The sequence below is a fragment of the Xanthobacter flavus genome (assembly GCF_017875275.1).
Lineage (GTDB): Bacteria > Pseudomonadota > Alphaproteobacteria > Rhizobiales > Xanthobacteraceae > Xanthobacter > Xanthobacter flavus_A.
The window spans coordinates 502,514-520,638 of the sequence record NZ_JAGGML010000001.1; the positions used below are offsets into that span (position 1 = coordinate 502,514).

Here is an 18,125-nt window from a genome sequence, read left to right on the forward strand (position 1 = left end):
CCTTAAGACGCGGGCGGGCCGGTCCTTAGCACAGCTCGCGCCCGCTGGGGGAGGCGCAGTTCCACCCTAAAATAGTTCCAGAGAGGTATCAGAGGGATGTTACCTCCTTGGAATTTAGCCATATCTTGACCGTGCCCGATGAGGTAAAATTCTTCGGCGGGCTAAGTGGCCTGACGCGTGACGCCGGCCGTACAGAAGATCATCTGCCGTCGGCGCGGAGGAATCCGACGGCAAGGTGAGGCAAGCGTTGGGCGACGTGGTCAATCTTCACCGGGCGCGCAAGGCGCGGGCCCGTCAGGCGGCTGATGCGGCAGCCAGCCAGAACCGGATCCGATTCGGTCGGACCAAGGCTGAGCGTCAGCAGCAGGCGGACGAGCTCGTGCGGCAAGAGCGCCACCTTGAGGGCCACGCCCTGACCGAGAGGGATGAACATGAAAAGCCCCGTGGTTAAAAGATCCATCGTCATAGCCGGGCACAAGACCAGCGTCAGTCTCGAGGATGCCTTCTGGGAGGCTCTGAAGGAGATTGCCAGCGGCCGCCGGCTCACCCTGTCCGATCTCGTGGCGACCATCGATTCTGGCCGTTCGCAGGGGAATCTTTCCTCCGCCATCCGCCTGTTCGTGCTCGACCATTTTCGTGGCGCGGCCACCCAGGCGCGCGCCCAGGCCGCAGGAGAACGTCTCCAGGTCTCCAGCCCTCCCGTTGCGTAAGCGCGAGGTCAACCTTATCTGCGGTTCGAGCTGACCGCGCATCGCGTTGAAAGGCGGTGCGCGGTTTCCTATAACCACCTGGCCCGGCGGGGCAGGCCAGACGCGGCATGCCACGTCGAGGTCCCTCCCGCCGAACGGGTCTTCCCGGTCGACGCGCTCCCTGCGGAGCTTGATCGCCTCGGACGACCCGCTGCGGGCGGCGTGCTAGCCTGCGGCCTGTCCGCAGCCGCGCCGGTGGCAGGATCAGCGACGCGGGTGCCGGTGGCGGCACCGCCCACGGGAGACGACGGATGTCGTGGAAGAATCAGAGTGGCGGCCCATGGGGTAATGGGCCGCGGGGTCCCTGGGGTTCGGGGCCCTCTTCATCGGGACCGACGCCGCCAGACCTTGAAGACCTGATCCGCCGCAGCCAGGATCGCCTGCGCTCCATCATGCCGGGCTCGTTCGGCACCAATGGCATCATCCTCGTCATCGCGCTCGTGGTGGCCGGCTGGTTCCTCTCCGGCTTCTATCGCGTGCTGCCCGACGAGCAGGGCGTGGTGCTGCGCTTCGGCAAGTTCGTCGGCATCACCCAGCCGGGCCTCAATTATCACTGGCCCTACCCCATCGAGACCGTGCTCACCCCCAAGGTGACCTTCGTCAACCGCATCGACATCGGCATGCGGGTCAGCGAGGACACCCGCCGCACCGGCACCCGCATGACGGACGTGGCCGAGGAGAGCCTGATGCTCACGGGTGACGAGAACATCGTCGACGTGGACTTCTCGGTGTTCTGGGTGATCAACAACGCCGAAGAATACCTCTTCAACGTGCAGAACCCCGAGGGCACCATCAAGGCGGTGGCCGAGAGCGCCATGCGCGAGGTCATCGGCCGCACCAATATCCAGCCCATCCTCACCGGCGCCCGCCAGGGCATCGAGACCGGCGTGCAGGAGCTGATGCAGCAGGTGCTCAACAGCTACAAGGCCGGCGTGCAGATCACCCAGGTGCAGATGCAGAAGGTCGATCCGCCCAGCCAGGTCATCGACGCCTTCCGCGACGTGCAGGCCGCCCGCGCCGACGCCGAGCGCTCCCAGAACGAGGCGCAGACCTACGCCAACCGCGTGCTGCCCGAAGCCCGCGGCGAGGCCTCCCGCATCGAGAATGCGGCCCAGGCCTATCGCGAGCGGACCGTGGTGGAGGCCCGCGGCCAGGCCGCCCGCTTCCTCAAGGTGTTCGACGAATACCAGAAGGCCAAGGAGGTCACGCGTCAGCGCATGTACCTCGAAACCATGGAGCGCGTGCTCGGCAGCGTGGACAAGGTGCTGATCGATCCCTCCGCGAGCCGCCAGAGCGGCGGTGGCGGGGTCGTGCCGGTCCTGCCCCTTGCCGATCAGTTCCGCCGCACCCCGGCGCCCGCCACGCAGCCCCAGGGAGCCGCCCGATGAGAAACCCGGTCCTCGGCGGCGTCATCGCCGTCATTGGCGTCGTCGCCCTCATCCTGATCTATTCGTCCGCCTACATCGTCAGCCAGACCCAGCAGGCGCTGGTGCTGCGCCTCGGCGATCCGCTGGCGCCCGTGACCGCGCCCGGATTGCACTGGAAGGTGCCGTTCATCGACAGCGTGGTCTATATCGACAACCGCATCCTCGACCTGGAGAACCCCTCCCAGGAAGTGATCGCGGCGGACCAGAAGCGCCTCGTGGTGGACGCCTTCGCGCGCTACCGCATCACCAACCCGCTGCGCTTCTACCAGGCGGTGGGCACGGTGCAGGGCGCCAACTCCCGCCTCTCCACGGTGCTCAACTCGGCCCTGCGCCGCGTGCTCGGCGAGAACACCTTCACCAGCGTCGTGCGCGACCAGCGCGAGGGGCTGATGCGGCAGATCAACGAGCAGGTGAACCGCGAGGCCGCCAACTTCGGCATCACCGTGGTGGATGTGCGCATCCGCCGCGCCGACCTGCCGGAGGCCAACAGCCAGGCGGTGTTCCAGCGCATGCAGACCGAGCGCCAGCGGGAAGCGGCGGAAATCCGCGCCCAGGGCAACGAGGCCGCCCAGCGCCTGCGCGCCCGCGCCGACCGCGAGGTCACCATCGTGGTCGCGGAGGCGAACTCCAAGGGCGAGCAGCTGCGCGGTGAAGGCGATGCGGAGCGAAACCGCATCTTCGCCGATGCCTACCAGCGCGACCCGGACTTCTTCGCCTTCTACCGCTCCATGCAGGCCTATGAGGCGAGCATGAAGTCGTCCGACACCCGCATGCTGCTGGCGCCGGATTCGAACTTCTTCCGCTTCTTCCAGAGCCCGACGGGAGGCCCCGTAGCGGGCGCGCCCGTCGCGCTGCCTTCGGCCGGCAACTGACCGGCCCGGCGGGCGGCATGAAGGACCTTCTGGCTGCCCTTGGCCTCATGCTGGCCATCGAGGGCCTGTGCCTCGCCGCCTTCCCGGTGGCGTGGCGCAAGGCCATGAAGGCGGTCTTGCACGCCCCGGAAACCCCCATGCGCCTCGCCGGCCTCGGCGTCGGCGCACTGGGGGTGCTTCTGGTGTTCCTCGTGCGCAGCTTCTGAATGCGGGGCCGGTCGGATCGGCCCCACCTTCCCACACCTTCTCTCCCGCACCGATTTGTCCCCGTGTCATCGCCCGGCTCGTCCGGGCGATCCACTTTTGGGCCGCCGGGATGCCCGGTATCCCGGAAGCCGTCTGGCGGCGCAGTGGATCACCCGCACAAGGCGTGTGATGACGATTGCGAAAAGATCGCCGCAATCGTCCCCGAAGCTTGCCTCCCAACCCGCCGGATCGTGAGCGGCGCGGGGCTTGCGCCCGGCGCGCCGGCGTCGCAGCCTCTGCGGATGATCTCGAGGACAGCCATGCCCGCACCGTTCGTGCCTTCCCGCCGCCTTCCCCGCCGGTCCCGGCTGCCCGCGCTGCTTCTGGCGGCGGCGGTGGCCCTCGCCGGCATTGGCAGCGCGCCGCTTCATGCCGCGCCCGGCAAGGGACCGGACACGGTGGCGGACGTGGCCGAGAAAGTGATGGACGCGGTGGTGAACATCTCCACCTCGCAGAACGTCGCCCCCTCCCGCTCGGTGCCCGCGCCGCAACTGCCGCCGGGCTCGCCCTACGAGGACTTCTTCGACGAATTCTTCAAGCGCCGCCCGGACGATGGCGGCGAGCAGCGCTCGCGGCGCGTCTCCTCGCTCGGATCCGGCTTCGTCATCGATCCGTCCGGCTTCATCGTCACCAACAACCACGTCATCTCGGACGCCGACGAGGTCTTCGCCAATTTCAACGACGGTTCGAAGCTGAAGGCCGAGGTGGTCGGCCGCGACGCCAAAACCGACCTCGCGCTGCTCAAGGTGAACCCGCCCAGACCCCTCGTGGCGGTAAAGTTCGGCGACAGCGAGAAGCTGCGCGTGGGCGACTGGGTGATGGCCATCGGCAACCCGTTCGGCCTCGGCGGCACGCTCACGGTGGGCGTCGTCTCCGCCCGCAACCGCGACATCAATTCCGGCCCCTATGACAACTTCATCCAGACCGACGCGGCCATCAACCGGGGCAATTCCGGTGGCCCGCTGTTCAACATGGAAGGCGAGGTGATCGGCATCAACACCGCCATCATCTCCCCCTCGGGCGGCTCCATCGGCATCGGCTTCGCCGTGCCTTCCGCCACCGCCCAGCCGGTGCTGGCCCAGATCGAGCAGTTCAAGGAAGTGCGGCGCGGCTGGATCGGCGTGCGCATCCAGCCCGTCACCGAAGACATCGCCGAGAGCCTCGGCCTCGGCAAGCCGCGCGGCGCGCTCATCGGCGTGGTGACGGAGAACAGCCCGGCCGCCCAGGGCGGCGTCAAGGCCGGCGATGTGATCGTCAAATTCAACGGCCGCGACATCAAGGAAGTGCGCGACCTCACCCGGACCGTCGCCGACACCATGGCCGACACCGAGGTGGAGGTGGTGGTCATCCGCAAGGGCAAGGAGGAGACCCTGCGCGTCAAGGTCGCCCGCATGCCCGAGGACGACAAGCCGGACGCCTCCAAGCCGGCCCCCGAGGCGCAGAAGGTGCCGCCGAAGAAGGCCCTCGGCATCGAGCTCTCCGCCATGAGCGACGACCTGCGCAAGCGCTACCGCATCAAGAGCGAGATTTCCGGCGTGGTCATCACCGACGTGGACCGCTCCTCCCCCGCCTCCGACAAGGGGCTGAAGGCGGGTCAGGTCATCGTGCAGGTGGGCCAGGAAGCGGTGGCAAGCCCCGCCGACGTGGAGAAGCAGATCGACGCCCTGCGCAAGGCCGGCAAGCGCTCGGCCCTGTTCCTCGTCTCCGACGGCGAGGGCAAGCAGGAGTTCGTGACGGTCCCGCTGAACTGAGAATAGGACAGGATTGATACCGTCGTCCTCCGGCTTGTCCGGAGGCCCCATGGAGACGCTCGTCCCGCCCCGGAGGCTTCCGTACCGGCGGGATCGGCCCTCCGGTCAAGCCGGAGGGCGACGGCGGGAGGTGTGGCGCGGACAATCTCATCCGGCCCCTGCCGCCGATGGGCGGACCGCGCCCCGGCGGGCGGGCGACACCTACCCCCTACCCCACCCCGCCCCTCAGCCGCTCCTCCGCCCGCGCGCAGCCCATCAGCGGTAGCAGCGCGGCGAGTTCCGGCCCGGTCTCCCGTCCAGTCAGCGCGAGGCGCAGCGGGTGGAACAGGCCACGCCCCGAGCGCCCGGTGGCGGCCTTCACCGCGCTCGTCCACGCCTTCCACGTCGCGCCATCCCACGGCTCCGCCGGCAGCAGGTTGGCGGCCTCGGTGAGGAAGGCGCGGTCGTCTTCGGCGATCACGCCCGCCTGAGGGGCGGCGACGATCTCCCACCATCCGCGCGCGTCATCGAAGCGGGAGAGGTTCGCGCGCACAGCCAGCCAGAACGCCTCGCCGCCCCCGATGCCGGCCGCCTCTAGCCGCGCGGCGGCGGCGGAGAAGGGCATGATGTGCAGGGTGCGGGCGGTGAGCGCGTCGAGGTCCGCCGGATCGAACCGGGCGGGCGCCCGGGAGATGGCGGCAAGGTCCACCATGGCCGCGAGCGCGTCGAGGTCGGCGACCGGCTCCACCGCATGGGAGGTGCCCACCAGCACGGACAGCGCGGCCACCGCCAGCGCCTCCTGCCCCGCCTCGCGCAGCGCCGAAAGGGAGAGATGGCCGAGCCGCTTGGAGAGGCCTTCCCCTGAAGGCAGCGTCAGCAGATTGTGGTGAGCGAAGCCCGGCACCGGCCCGCCCAGCGCCGCGAAGATCTCGATCTGCACCGCCGTATTGGTGACGTGGTCCTCGCCGCGGATCACCTGCGTGACGCCGAGCGCCAGATCGTCCACCACCGAAGGCAGCGTGTAGAGGAAGCTGCCGTCGGCGCGCACCAGCACGGGGTCCGAGAGGGTGCTGGTGTCCACCTGCTGCGGGCCGCGCACGCCGTCGTCCCATGCCACCACGCGATGCTCCAGCCGAAAGCGCCAGTGCGGACGGCGGCCCTCGGCCTCGAGCCGGGCACGGTCTTCGGCGGTAAGCGCGAGGGCGGCACGGTCATAGACCGGCGGCAGGCCGCGGGCGCGCTGCAGGCCGCGCTTGAGGTCCAGCTCCTCCTCGCTCTCATAGGCCGGATAGAGGCGGCCCATGGCCTTGAGCCGCTCCGCCGCCGCCGCGTAATCGGCGATCCGGTCGGACTGGCGGACGGTGATGTCGGGCGCAATCCCGAGCCAGCCGAGGTCGGCGGCGATGGCATCCGCATATTCGGCGCGGGAGCGGGCGGCGTCCGTGTCGTCGAAGCGCAGGATGAAGGTGCCGCCGGAGCGCCGGGCGATCAACGCATTAAGGAGCGCGGTGCGGGCGTTGCCCACATGGATCAGGCCGGTGGGCGACGGGGCGAAGCGCAGCACGGGCGCGGCGTTGCGGGGAAAATCGGACATGGGCAGCCCCATAGCCCGCCTTTCATCCCGCGTCGATGGGCGGCCCCCGGAAAGCGAAGAGCCCGGCGTTGCGGCCGGGCTCTCCTGTTCGTTCAGCGGGGCTGGGGGCAGTCCGGCCCCTGGCAGCGGTTGCCGCCGCCGCCACCCTGCGGCTGCTGGCGCTGTTGCGGCGCCTGCTGCTGCGGGGGCTGACGCTGTTGCTGTTGCTGCTGGATCAGCTGCTGACGCTGCTGCTGGTACTGCTGGCGCTGCTGCTGCATCTCCTGCTGACGCTGCTGGTTCATCTGCTGGATCTGCTGCTGTTGCTGCTGACGCTGCTGCTGTTGCTGCTGCTGGCGCTGCTGGATCTGCTCCTGCTGACGCTGCTGCATCTGCTGTTGCTGCTGTTGACGCTGCTGGATCTGCTCCTGCTGACGTTGCTGCATCTGCTGTTGCTGCTGGCGCATCTGCTGTTGCTGCTGCTGGCGCTGCTGGTTCAGCTCCTGCTGCTGCTGGCGCAGCTGTTGCTGGCGCTCGGCCGGCGACACCTGCCCCGGTCGGGCACCGGGCTGACCCGGGCCACCAGGACCGCCCGGCTGGCCGGGCTGCACCTGTCCGGGACCACCGGGGCCGCCCGGACGACCGGGACCGCCGGGCTGACCCGGACCGCCCGGCTGACCGGGCTGAACCTGCCCAGGACCACCCGGGCCGCCGGGACGACCAGGACCGCCGGGCTGACCCGGACCACCCGGTCCACCGGGGCCTCCCGGCTGGCCGGGCTGAACCTGTCCGGGACCACCCGGACGACCGGGACCGCCGGGCTGCCCCGGACCACCCGGGCCACCAGGACCGCCCGGCTGGCCGGGCTGCACCTGACCGGGGCCGCCGGGACCGCCCGGACGACCGGGACCGCCGGGCTGACCCGGGCCTCCCGGTCCACCGGGACCACCCGGCTGGCCGGGCTGCACCTGACCGGGGCCGCCGGGACCGCCCGGACGACCGGGACCGCCGGGCTGACCCGGACCACCCGGTCCACCGGGACCACCCGGCTGGCCGGGCTGCACCTGTCCGGGACCACCCGGGCCGCCGGGACGACCAGGACCGCCGGGCTGACCCGGACCACCCGGTCCACCGGGACCACCCGGCTGGCCGGGCTGCACCTGACCGGGGCCGCCGGGACCGCCCGGACGACCGGGACCGCCGGGATAGCCAGGACCACCAGGACCACCCGGACCACCGGGTCCGCCGGGATAGCCGGGACCGCCCGGATAGCCGGGGCCACCAGGACCACCCGGTCCGCCGGGATAGCCGGGACGGCCCGGAGGATAGCCGGGGCTGCCGGGATAGCCGGGCTGGCCCCAGTTGGGCGGCGGGCGCGGGGCGTCCGGCGGCGGGCGCATGCCCGGAGGCGGGACGTAATTGCTGCGCCACCAGCCGGGCGGACGCGGGCCGGGAGGCGGCGGGCCCCAGCCGGGACGCGGCCGCGGATTATAGGCTTCCCAGCGCCAGCGATCGGCATACCAGGGCTGGTTCACATAGATCGGCCGGTTGACGTAATAGGTGTTCCAATACTGCGAGGCCGCGAAGGCCACCACCGGCACGCCGACAGCCGCGAGGCCCCAGTCCGGCAGCACCGCGGTGCGGCCCTGCTGCTCGTAGCCGATGTATTCGCTGTACACCCAGCCGCGGAAATCCTGCCAGATGACGTCGCACCACGACTCATCCTGGAGGCAGCCCTCCACCTCGATGGGCGAGCCATCGGGAATGACACCGAGGCTGGGGAATTCCGTATCCGGCCCCGTCCGGATGTTGACGTTTGCCGTGGAGAAGGCCGGCGCTGCCTGCGCCGAAACGATCCCCGCCATGGCCAAGCCGGTAACCCAGCCGGCCAGCTTCAGCACCCTCATGGTTCACTCCCATGCGACTCGCATCGAGCCGATGACCATACTTTAAACCGGCCCTCATGGCGTTTCGTGTGCGCAGGCAAGGCCTTTCGCAAGCGCAGGCACGGCCGAATTGCGTCAGGAGATGGTGAACGGGACGATGTCGCGCACGTTCTCGTCGATGCGGATGTCGCGATCGAGGGGCGGGAAGGCTCTGAGGTCGCAGTCCCGGCGCGGGCAGATGCGGCAGGAGACGCCGAGCTTCGCCACCGGCGCGGCCTTCAGGTCCAGCCCATCCGCATAGACGATGTCGTGCGCGAACGAGACCTCGCAGCCGAGGCCGAAGGCATAGGCCCGCGCCGGCTGGCCATGGCGCAGCGCCGGGCTCGACACCGCGCGGGCAAGGCAGATGTAGCGGGCGCCGTCCGGCATCTCGCCCACCTGCACCAGCGTGCGGCCGGCGACCTCGAACGCCTCGTGGACGTTCCACGCCGCGCAGGCCCCGCCATGGCGGGCGAACTGGAAGCGCGTCGCCGAGTGCCGCTTGGTGATGTTGCCGGCCCGGTCCACCTTGGCGAAATAGAAGGGCACGCCCTTGGCCCCCGGACGCTGGAGGGTGGAGAGGCGGTGGCACACCTGCTCCAGGCTCGCGCCCGTCTCCAGCACCATGCGGTCGAGATCGTGCCGCAGGCGGCGGGCGAGGTCGAGGAAGCGGCGGTAAGGAAGTATCAACGCACCTGCGAAATAGTTCTGCAGCGCCAGCCGGCAGATCTCCGCCGCCGTCTGGCTGCGGAAGGCGCCGGAGGAGACGGTGTGCTCCACCAGCGCCCCATGCTCCAGCTGGGCCATGGTGACGGCCATGCGGAAGGCCCGCGTCGCCGCCGGCAGAACGCCGGAGAGCACGAGGCGCCGCGCCCGTGGATCGTAGCGGGAGAGGGGGGCGTCGGGGTCCGCCGGGCCAATCTCCACCTGCACCTGGTGGCGCCGGGCGAGGTGGGCGGCGATGGCTGCGCCGGGTTCGCCGCCGTCCATGATGCCGAGGGCTATTGCGGCATTTTCCGCAGCACGATCAAGGCTATCCACGTAATTGTCAATGTAATGGAAGAAGTCGCGGACCTCCTCATAGGGGATCAGCTTCGCCTCGTCCGCACCCGGCGTGACGCCGGCCGTGATCATGTCGTCGAGGGATGCGCGCCACTCCGCCGTGCGCCGAAGCGCGACGTGCATCCGCAGGAAGGCGTGCGCGAAGGCCGGGGAGAGGTTCGCCACCGCCTTCATGTCCTGAAGGCCAAGGTCGAGATCCTTGAACAGGGGGTCCGCCGCCGTCTCGCGCAGGTCGGCCACCAGCCGGTCGAGGTCTTCCGCGCCGAAGGAGGTGATGTCCACGGCGAAGGTGCGCGAGATGGCGATCAGCACCGAGGCCGTGAGCGGGCGCTGGTTGCTCTCGATCTGGTTGATATAGGAGGGTGAGACGGCGAGCCGCTGGGCGAGTTCGCCCTGCTTCAGCCCCAGCTTCTCGCGCAGCCGGCGTACCGCATGGCCGGCAAACACTTTCTGACGCATGGCCGCTCCAGGGCTTTGCGACGCACCTGACCCAACGTCCTGTACCGCCAGAGCTTCGAGTTCAGGATTGTGAATGATTTACAATTCGCTATGTCAATTTTTCACATATTCCAATGCGCCGCAACTCCTGTTAGCCGAATTGGGACGCAGCTGCGGGAACTGGCTGCGGGCCAAGCCTGAAAGCTCTGGCTCGGCAGCAGGAACCCGCTAGTCTCAATCCATCTCTGGCCTCAATGAAAGGCGCTCGGCATGAAGGACATCCTTGAGGAGCTCGAGAGCCGGCGGGGCGTTGCCCGCCTCGGTGGCGGCATCAAGCGCATCGAGGCGCAACACGCGCGCGGCAAGCTCACCGCCCGCGAGCGCATCAGCCTGCTGCTCGATCGCGGCACGTTCGAGGAATACGACACCTTCGTGCAGCACCGCTGCGTCGACTTCGGCATGGAGGATCAGAAGATCCCCGGCGACGGCGTGGTCACCGGCTGGGGCACCGTCAACGGCCGCAAGGTCTTCGTCTTCGCCAAGGACTTCACGGTGTTCGGCGGCTCCCTCTCCGAGGAGCACGCGCGCAAGATCACCAAGATCCAGGACCTGGCCCTGAAGACCCGCGCCCCGATCATCGGCCTGTTCGACGCCGGCGGCGCCCGCATCCAGGAAGGCGTTGCTGCGCTCGGGGGTTACGGTGAAGTCTTCAAGCGAAATGTGATCTCCTCCGGGGTCATTCCGCAGATCTCGCTCATCATGGGGCCGTGCGCCGGCGGCGACGTCTACTCCCCTGCCATGACCGATTTCATCTTCATGGTGCGGGACACGTCCTACATGTTCGTGACCGGCCCCGAGGTGGTGAAGACGGTGACCAACGAGACCGTCACCTCGGAGGAGCTGGGCGGCGCCAAGGTGCATACCTCCAAGTCCTCGGTGGCCGACGGCGCCTTCGAGAACGACGTGGAGATGCTGCTGGAGACCCGGCGCCTCATCGACTTCCTGCCCGCCAACAACATCGACGGCGTGCCCGAATGGCCCTCCTTCGATGATCCCGGCCGCACCGACGCCAGCCTCGACACTTTGGTGCCGGACAATCCCAACAAGCCCTACGACATGAAGGAGCTGATCCTGAAGGTCGTGGACGAGGGCGACTTCTTCGAGATCCAGGCGGCCTACGCCAAGAACATCCTCACCGGCTTCGGCCGCATCGAGGGGCGCACGGTGGGCTTCGTCGCCAACCAGCCCATGGTGCTGGCGGGTGTGCTCGACAGTGACGCCTCCCGCAAGGCGGCCCGCTTCGTGCGCTTCTGCGACGCCTTCGAGATCCCGATCGTCACCTTCGTGGACGTGCCCGGCTTCCTGCCCGGTACGGCGCAGGAATACGGCGGCCTCATCAAGCACGGCGCCAAGCTCCTGTTCGCCTATTCGCAGGCGACCGTGCCGCTCGTTACCGTCATCACCCGCAAGGCCTTCGGCGGCGCCTATGACGTCATGGCCTCCAAGCATGTGGGCGCGGACGTGAACTATGCCTGGCCCACCGCCCAGATCGCGGTGATGGGCGCCAAGGGCGCGGTGGAGATCATCTTCCGCCAGGACATGGGCGACCCGGAGAAGATCGCCGCCCAGACCAAGAATTACGAAGAGCGCTTCCTCTCGCCCTTCGTCGCCGCCGAGCGGGGCTATATCGACGAGGTCATCACGCCGCGCTCCACCCGCCGCCGCCTCGCCCGCGCGCTCGCGATGCTCCGCACCAAGAAGCTGGAGCAGCCCCCGCGCAAGCACGACAACATGCCGGTGTGAGCGGGCGGCGAGAAGGCCGCCTGCGAGTTGAAACTGGGAACCTGAAGCTGGGCGTCTGAAGCCGCCGACCGTTCTTGAACCGCCGTCATGCCCCGGCTCGTCCGGGGCATCCACCCATCCGCCGGATCGGGTGTTGGGGTGGATCCCCCGGACAAGCCGGGGGATGACGGCAAGGGAACACGGTTGTCGCGCGCAGACACAGGAACAGGGAACCCGACCCGAGCTTATTCGCGCCACTGGCGCAAAGGAACGAACGCCATGTTCTCGAAGATCCTGATCGCGAACCGGGGTGAGATCGCCTGCCGCGTCATCAAGACGGCGCGCAAGATGGGCATCAAGACGGTTGCCGTCTATTCCGACGCCGACAAGGACGCCCTCCATGTGGAGATGGCGGACGAGGCGGTGCATATCGGCCCGCCGCAGGCCGCCCAGTCCTACCTCATCGCCGAGAAGATCGTGGAAGCCTGCAAGAAGACCGGGGCCGAGGCGGTGCATCCCGGCTACGGCTTCCTCTCCGAGCGCGCCTCCTTCCCGAAGATGCTCGCCGAGCACGGCATCGTCTTCATCGGCCCGAACCCCCATGCCATCGAGGCCATGGGCGACAAGATCGAGTCCAAGAAGGCGGCGGCGGCGGCCAACGTCTCCACCGTGCCCGGCTATCTCGGCGAGATCGCCTCCGGCGCGGAGGCGGCCAAGATCGCCGACGAGATCGGCTATCCGGTGATGATCAAGGCCTCCGCCGGCGGCGGCGGCAAGGGCATGCGCATCGCCTACAGCCGCGACGAGGTGCAGGACGGCTTCGACCGCGCCCGCTCGGAGGCCAAATCCTCCTTCGGCGACGACCGCGTGTTCGTGGAGAAGTTCATCGTCGATCCGCGCCACATCGAGATCCAGGTGCTGGGCGACAAGCACGGCAACGTCATCTATCTCGGCGAGCGCGAGTGCTCCATCCAGCGCCGCAACCAGAAGGTCGTCGAGGAAGCCCCCTCCCCGCTGCTGGACGAAGCCACCCGCAGGAAGATGGGCGAGCAGGCCGTCGCCCTCGCCAAGGCGGTGGGCTACGACAGCGCCGGCACGGTGGAATTCGTCGCCGGGCAGGACAAGAGCTTCTTCTTCCTGGAGATGAACACCCGTCTGCAGGTGGAACACCCGGTCACGGAACTCATCACCGGCATCGACCTCGTGGAGCAGATGATCCGCGTCGCCGCCGGCGAGCCGCTCACCATCACCCAGGACGACGTGAAGCTCACCGGCTGGGCGGTGGAAAGCCGCATCTATGCGGAAGACCCCTACCGCAACTTCCTGCCCTCCACCGGCCGCCTCGTGCGCTACCGGCCCCCGGCGGAAGGCAAGGACGGCCCCATCACGGTCCGCAACGACACGGGCGTCTATGAGGGCGGGGAGATCTCCATCTTCTACGATCCCATGATCGCGAAGCTCGTCACCCACGCCCCCACCCGCGCCATCGCCATCGAGGCGCAGGCGGATGCGCTGGATGCCTTCGCCATCGACGGCATCGGCCACAACATCCCCTTCCTCTCCGCGCTGATGGCGCATCCGCGCTGGCAGTCGGGCAACCTCTCCACCGGCTTCATCGCCGAGGAATATCCCGAGGGCTTCGTCGCCCGCGCCCCCGAGGGCGAGCTGGTGCACACGCTCTCGGCCGTCGCGGCGGTGATCGACCACATCCAGAACACCCGCAAGCGGCAGATCTCCGGCCAGACCTCGGGCGTGACGTGGCGCATCGCCAGGCGCCGCATCGTCAACCTCTCGGCCGGCGAGGCGACGCTCGCCACCCCCTGCGAGGTCGAGGCGGTGGACGGCGGCTTCAAGGTGCAGATCTTCGAGGCGGACGGCACGCCCGGCCACATCCACCTGCTGCGCTCCAGCTGGAAGCCCGGCGATGTGGTGTGGTCCGGCACCATCGATGCCGATCAGGTGGCGGTGCAGGTGCGCCCCATCCCCAACGGCTATTTGCTCGCCCATCGCGGCATCTCCACCAAGGCGCGGGTCTATACCGAGCTGTCCGCCTCGCTCGCCGCGCTGATGCCGAAGAAGGAGAATGCCGGCGGCGGCAAGGAGCTGCTTTGCCCCATGCCCGGCCTCGTGGTCTCCGTCGCCGTGGTGCCCGGCCAGGAGGTGAAGAACGGCGAGATCCTCGCCATCGTCGAAGCCATGAAGATGGAGAACGTGCTCCGCGCCGAGCGCGACGGCACGGTCAAGGCCGTCCACGCCAAGGCCGGCGACAGCCTCGCGGTGGATGCGGTGATCCTGGAATTCGCGTGATGGGTGCGGCGCGCCCTCTTTTCACCACGCTCCTCCCCTCTCCCCTCGAAGTCGGCTGTTGCCGACTTCGAATTTCACGAAGCGAACTCGGCAAAAGCCGAGTTCGCTCGGGAGAGGGGCCGGGGGTGAGGGGGGTGCCTTGCCGCATTCCGGATGCAGGGACGAACGGCGCCACACCCCTCACCCCAACCCTCTCCCGCAAGGGGAGAGGGAGTCCGTTCGGTTTGGTTTGGCCGGGGCGCGAGGGTGGCCTCGCGCCTCGTCATGTGAAAATGTCCGGCACATTCGACCCCTCCCCGTCCCTCCCGCCTGCGCGGGTCCGGGCGCCTGCCGGAGCCTTCTGAATGCGCCTCCTCTCCCACCTCCTCAGCCGCTTCGTGGAAAAGGGCCAGCTCACGGTCATCACGGCCGATGGCAAGCGCCACGTGTTCGGCTCGGGCAAGGACGGCCCCTCCGTCACGGTGCGGATGCACGACAAGAAGCTGGAGCGCGACCTGTTCTTCAATCCGGAGCTGGTGGCGGCGGAGGCCTATATGGACGGCCGCCTCTCCTTCGAGGACGGGGCCGGCGCGTTCGAACTGCTCAATCTCTTCTCGGTGAACCGCAAGGGCCTCGGCTCCCACCCGGTGCAGCAGGCCCTGCGCAAGGCGTGGCGCTCGGTACGGCGGTTCCAGCAGGCGAACCCGGTGGGCAAGGCCAAGGAGAACGTCTCCTCCCACTACGACCACCCGGCCGATTTCTACCGGCTGTGGCTGGATGAGACGATGGCCTATTCCTGCGCCTACTTCACCCATCCCGACCAACCTTTGGCGGACGCGCAGCGTAACAAGTTCCGCCACATCGCGGCGAAGCTGAACATCTCCCCCGGCATGCGGGTGGCGGAGATCGGCTCCGGCTGGGGCGGGCTCGCCATCTACATGGCGAAGGAATGCGGGGCGCAGGTCACCGCCATCAACGTCTCGCCCGAGCAGCTGGCCGAGAGCCGGCGTCTGGCGGAAGCGGCCGGCGTGGCGGGCTCCATCGACTTCCGCGAGGTGGATTACCGCAACCTCACCGGCAAATATGACCGCGTGGTCTCCATCGGCATGATGGAGCATGTGGGCGTCGCCCATTTCGACGAATATTTCACCACCATCCGCAACCTGCTGGACGCGGGCGGCTTCGCGCTCATCCACGCCATCGGCCGCATGTCGCCCCCCGGCACCACGGCGCCCTTCATCCGCAAGTATATCTTCCCCGGCGGCTATGTGCCGGCGCTCTCCGAGGTGTTCGCCTCCACCGAGCGCACACACCTGTGGGTGGATGATTGCGAGGTGCTGCGGCTGCATTACTACTGGACCATCCGCGCCTGGCGGAGGAACTTCATGGCCCGCCGCGCGGAAGCCGACGCCATGATGGGCGAGCGCTTCGGCCGCATGTGGGAATTCTACCTCGCCGCCGTGGAGCTGGGCTTCCTGCACGGCTCCAACATGGTGTTCCAGCTCCTCCTCTCCGAGAAGCGCGACGACGTGCCGGTGATCCGCGACTACATCGTGGATGCCGAGCGCGCGCTGGCGGCGCGGGAGGGGCGGTGATGGGGGAGATCCTGCCCTTCGCTCGCCGGTGCCTGTGGCGCCATGGACCCTCCGGTCAAGCCGGAGGGCGACACCTGCCATCTGAACTGCCGTCGTGCTCCGGCTTGACCGGAGCACCCATGCCGCGGCTGTCCGCGTCGTGGCCGCCCCTTTCCCTTCCGAGGTCCTGACATGACCGACGCCACCGCCCTCCCCTTCGCAACGGACATCGCTCCCGTCACCCGCGCGGACTGGCTGAAGCTGGTGGAAGGCGTGCTGAAGGGCGCGCCCTACGACAAGCGCCTCGTGACCCGCACCTATGAGGGGCTGGCGCTGGACGCTTTGCCCGAGCGCAAGGCGGATGCGCCCCTCGTCGCCGGACGCCCGGCGGGCGCGCCGTGGGTCATCTCCATGCGGGTGGACCAGACCGACGCCGCCGAGGCCAATGCGCAGGCGCTGGAAGACCTCGACGGCGGCGCCTCGGGCCTCTCCCTCGTCTTCGCCGCCGCGCCCTCGGCCTACGGCTTCGGCCTGCCGGAGGGCGTGGACCTGGCGGTGGTGCTCAAGGACGTGCTGCTCGATCTCATCGACGTGCGCATCGAGAGCGGCAATTTCCAGGGCCGCGAGGATGCCCTCGCCTTCGCCGATCTGGTGGAGGCGCGCGGCTTCAAGCCGGAGGGCGTTTCCGTCTCCTTCGGCCTCGATCCGCTCGGCGATTTCGCCGCCCACGGCACGCTGCCCATGGCGTGGCCGCTTCTGGCGAAGCGTTTCGCCGAGACCTCGGCCATCCTCGCCGCGCGCGGCTTCGCCGGCCCCTTCGCCCGCGCCGATGGCGGCGTCTATCACGCGGCCGGCGCCTCCGACGCGCAGGAGCTGGCGGCGGTTCTCGCCACCATGGTCGCCTACCTCAAGGCCTATGCCGAGGCCGGCATAGCGCTGGAGGAGGCCGCCAGCCGTATCGAGGCGGCCCTCGTCGCCGACGTGAACCAGACGGCCACCATCGCCAAGTTCCGCGCGCTCCGCCTGCTGTGGGCCGCCGTGCTGCGCGAGTGCGGCCTGCCGGAAAAGCCCCTGAAGCTGCACGCCACCACCGCGTGGCGCTCCCTCACCCGCCGCGATCCTTATGTGAACCTGCTGCGCACCACGATCGCCGCCTTCGCGGCCGGCGTGGGCGGGGCGGACAGCGTCACCGTTCTGCCCTTCACCCAGGCGCTGGGCCTGCCGGACGCCTTCGCCCGCCGCCTCGCCCGCAACACGCAGGTGATGCTGCTGGAGGAGAGCAACGTCCACCGCGTCGCCGATCCCGCCGCCGGTGCCGGCGCCATGGAGGCGCACACGGATGGCCTCGCGGCCAAGGCGTGGGACCTCTTCCGCACCATCGAGAAGCGCGGTGGCATGGCCGATGTGCTGGAAGACCGCTGGTTCAAGGCCGAGATCGCCGAGGTGAAGGCCAAGCGCGACGCGGATGTGGCCACCCGCAAGGCCCCCATCACCGGCACGTCGGAATTCCCCATCCTCGTGCAGGAGGTGCCGGAGGTGCTGGCGCCGCTGCCGCCCGCCGCCCCGGTGGCGGACGGCGCGCTCACGCCCTCCCGCATCGCGGAAGCCTTCGAGGCCCTGCGCGATGCCGCCGAGGCTGCGCCCAAGGCGCCGATGGTGTTCCTCGCCGCACTCGGCCCGGTGGCGGCCTTCACCGCCCGCGCCACCTTCGCCAAGAACTTCTTCGAGGCCGGCGGCATTGCCGCGCCGGTGCCGGACGGCTTCGCCGACCTGGACGCGCTCGTCGCCGCCTTCAAGGCGTCGGGCACGCCCTTCGCCTGCCTCGTCTCCTCCGATGAGGTGTACGGCGCCGAGGGCGCGGCGGCCGCTACCGCCCTGAAGGCGGCCGGCGCCACCGCCGTCTGGCTCGCCGGCAAGCCCCCCGCCGAGCTTCAGGCGACGCTCGCTCCGGCGGGCGTCGCCGATTTCATCTTCGCCGGCTGCGATGCGCTGGAGACTCTGACTCGCGCTCAGGTTGCGGCGGGCATACAATGACGCCATTGGCATTCATCCCCTTGGGGCAGGGACGCGATGACACTGGCCGTGAATCTCAGGTTCGATCTGGCTCGGCTCACCGATGCCGAACTGGCGGCGCGCTGCGACGCCATCTGGGCCGACATGGATGCGCTGGAGCACGACCGGGGCGCCCTGCACACCTCGCCGCGCTGGCGCGGCCCGATACGCCATCCGCGCGCCTATCTGTTTTTCGCCATGGCGGGCAGCGGCAGCGCGTCGGAGCTGGACATCCTGCTCTCCGCCTTCGTCTCCGGCACCGCGCTGGCGGATGTGGTGTCGCGCCTGCCGCGCATCCGGCTGCATCTGGCGCTGTGCGAGATGCAGGACATTCTGGACGAGATGAAATCCCGGACCCGGTCGCCGCTCAGGCCTGCGCCGTCGCGACCCGAGTCCATTTGAGCTAGGA

The 18,125-nt window shown here is 69.1% G+C and carries 14 protein-coding genes; 11 read left to right on the plus strand and 3 right to left on the minus strand.

Going from position 1 to position 18,125, the window contains the following annotated elements; genetic code table 11:
• Positions 1–256: 256 nt before the first annotated feature.
• The 6 genes from J2126_RS02500 to J2126_RS02525 all read left to right on the plus strand — a co-directional run bounded on the left by J2126_RS02500 (position 257) and on the right by J2126_RS02525 (position 5,045).
• Positions 257–451 carry a DUF4169 family protein gene (locus J2126_RS02500; protein WP_348634387.1) on the plus strand — a complete coding sequence of 65 codons (195 nt, stop codon included), beginning with the start codon at positions 257–259 and terminating at the stop codon, positions 449–451.
• On the plus strand, positions 432–710 hold the full coding sequence (locus J2126_RS02505; protein WP_209483628.1) for a ribbon-helix-helix domain-containing protein: 279 nt from the start codon (positions 432–434) through the stop codon (positions 708–710). Before J2126_RS02500 ends, J2126_RS02505 begins: the two co-directional genes overlap by 20 nt.
• Positions 711–1,000: 290 nt before the next feature.
• On the plus strand, positions 1,001–2,137 hold the full coding sequence (hflK, locus tag J2126_RS02510; RefSeq protein WP_209483630.1) for an FtsH protease activity modulator HflK: 1,137 nt from the start codon (positions 1,001–1,003) through the stop codon (positions 2,135–2,137).
• Positions 2,134–3,048 (plus strand): protease modulator HflC, encoded by a 915-nt coding sequence (gene hflC / locus J2126_RS02515; protein WP_209483633.1) that lies wholly within the window; start codon positions 2,134–2,136, stop codon positions 3,046–3,048. Before hflK ends, hflC begins: the two co-directional genes overlap by 4 nt.
• A gap of 17 nt (positions 3,049–3,065) precedes the next feature.
• Positions 3,066–3,254 carry a DUF2065 domain-containing protein gene (locus J2126_RS02520; RefSeq protein WP_209483635.1) on the plus strand — a complete coding sequence of 63 codons (189 nt, stop codon included), beginning with the start codon at positions 3,066–3,068 and terminating at the stop codon, positions 3,252–3,254.
• A 300-nt stretch (positions 3,255–3,554) separates the two neighbouring features.
• On the plus strand, positions 3,555–5,045 hold the full coding sequence (locus J2126_RS02525; RefSeq protein WP_209483637.1) for a DegQ family serine endoprotease: 1,491 nt from the start codon (positions 3,555–3,557) through the stop codon (positions 5,043–5,045).
• 208 nt (positions 5,046–5,253) lie between these two features.
• Here J2126_RS02525 and J2126_RS02530 read toward each other — a convergent pair whose 3' ends face one another.
• The 3 genes from J2126_RS02530 to J2126_RS02540 all read right to left on the minus strand — a co-directional run bounded on the left by J2126_RS02530 (position 5,254) and on the right by J2126_RS02540 (position 10,043).
• The gene (locus tag J2126_RS02530; RefSeq protein ID WP_209483638.1) at positions 5,254–6,618 is read right to left on the minus strand and encodes a glutamate--tRNA ligase; all 1,365 of its coding nucleotides are present in this window, start codon (positions 6,616–6,618) and stop codon (positions 5,254–5,256) included.
• A 92-nt stretch (positions 6,619–6,710) separates the two neighbouring features.
• Positions 6,711–8,504, minus strand: coding sequence for an SH3 domain-containing protein (locus J2126_RS02535; RefSeq protein WP_209483640.1), 1,794 nt, complete (start codon positions 8,502–8,504; stop codon positions 6,711–6,713).
• A gap of 114 nt (positions 8,505–8,618) precedes the next feature.
• Complete coding sequence (locus tag J2126_RS02540) at positions 8,619–10,043, minus strand: helix-turn-helix domain-containing protein (RefSeq protein WP_209483642.1); 1,425 nt, start codon at positions 10,041–10,043, stop codon at positions 8,619–8,621.
• Between the two features lie 249 nt (positions 10,044–10,292).
• Here J2126_RS02540 and J2126_RS02545 point away from each other — a divergent pair, with 249 nt between their 5' ends.
• From J2126_RS02545 to J2126_RS02565, 5 genes are all read left to right on the plus strand, one after another.
• Positions 10,293–11,825, plus strand: coding sequence for an acyl-CoA carboxylase subunit beta (locus J2126_RS02545; protein ID WP_209483644.1), 1,533 nt, complete (start codon positions 10,293–10,295; stop codon positions 11,823–11,825).
• A gap of 258 nt (positions 11,826–12,083) precedes the next feature.
• Positions 12,084–14,111, plus strand: coding sequence for an acetyl-CoA carboxylase biotin carboxylase subunit (locus J2126_RS02550; RefSeq protein WP_209483646.1), 2,028 nt, complete (start codon positions 12,084–12,086; stop codon positions 14,109–14,111).
• A gap of 344 nt (positions 14,112–14,455) precedes the next feature.
• Positions 14,456–15,685 carry an SAM-dependent methyltransferase gene (locus J2126_RS02555; RefSeq protein WP_209483648.1) on the plus strand — a complete coding sequence of 410 codons (1,230 nt, stop codon included), beginning with the start codon at positions 14,456–14,458 and terminating at the stop codon, positions 15,683–15,685.
• A gap of 171 nt (positions 15,686–15,856) precedes the next feature.
• On the plus strand, positions 15,857–17,698 hold the full coding sequence (locus J2126_RS02560) for a methylmalonyl-CoA mutase subunit beta (protein ID WP_209483650.1): 1,842 nt from the start codon (positions 15,857–15,859) through the stop codon (positions 17,696–17,698).
• Between the two features lie 36 nt (positions 17,699–17,734).
• Entirely contained in the window at positions 17,735–18,118 is a 384-nt protein-coding gene (locus J2126_RS02565) for a hypothetical protein (protein ID WP_209483652.1), read from the plus strand.
• Positions 18,119–18,125 lie beyond the last annotated feature (7 nt).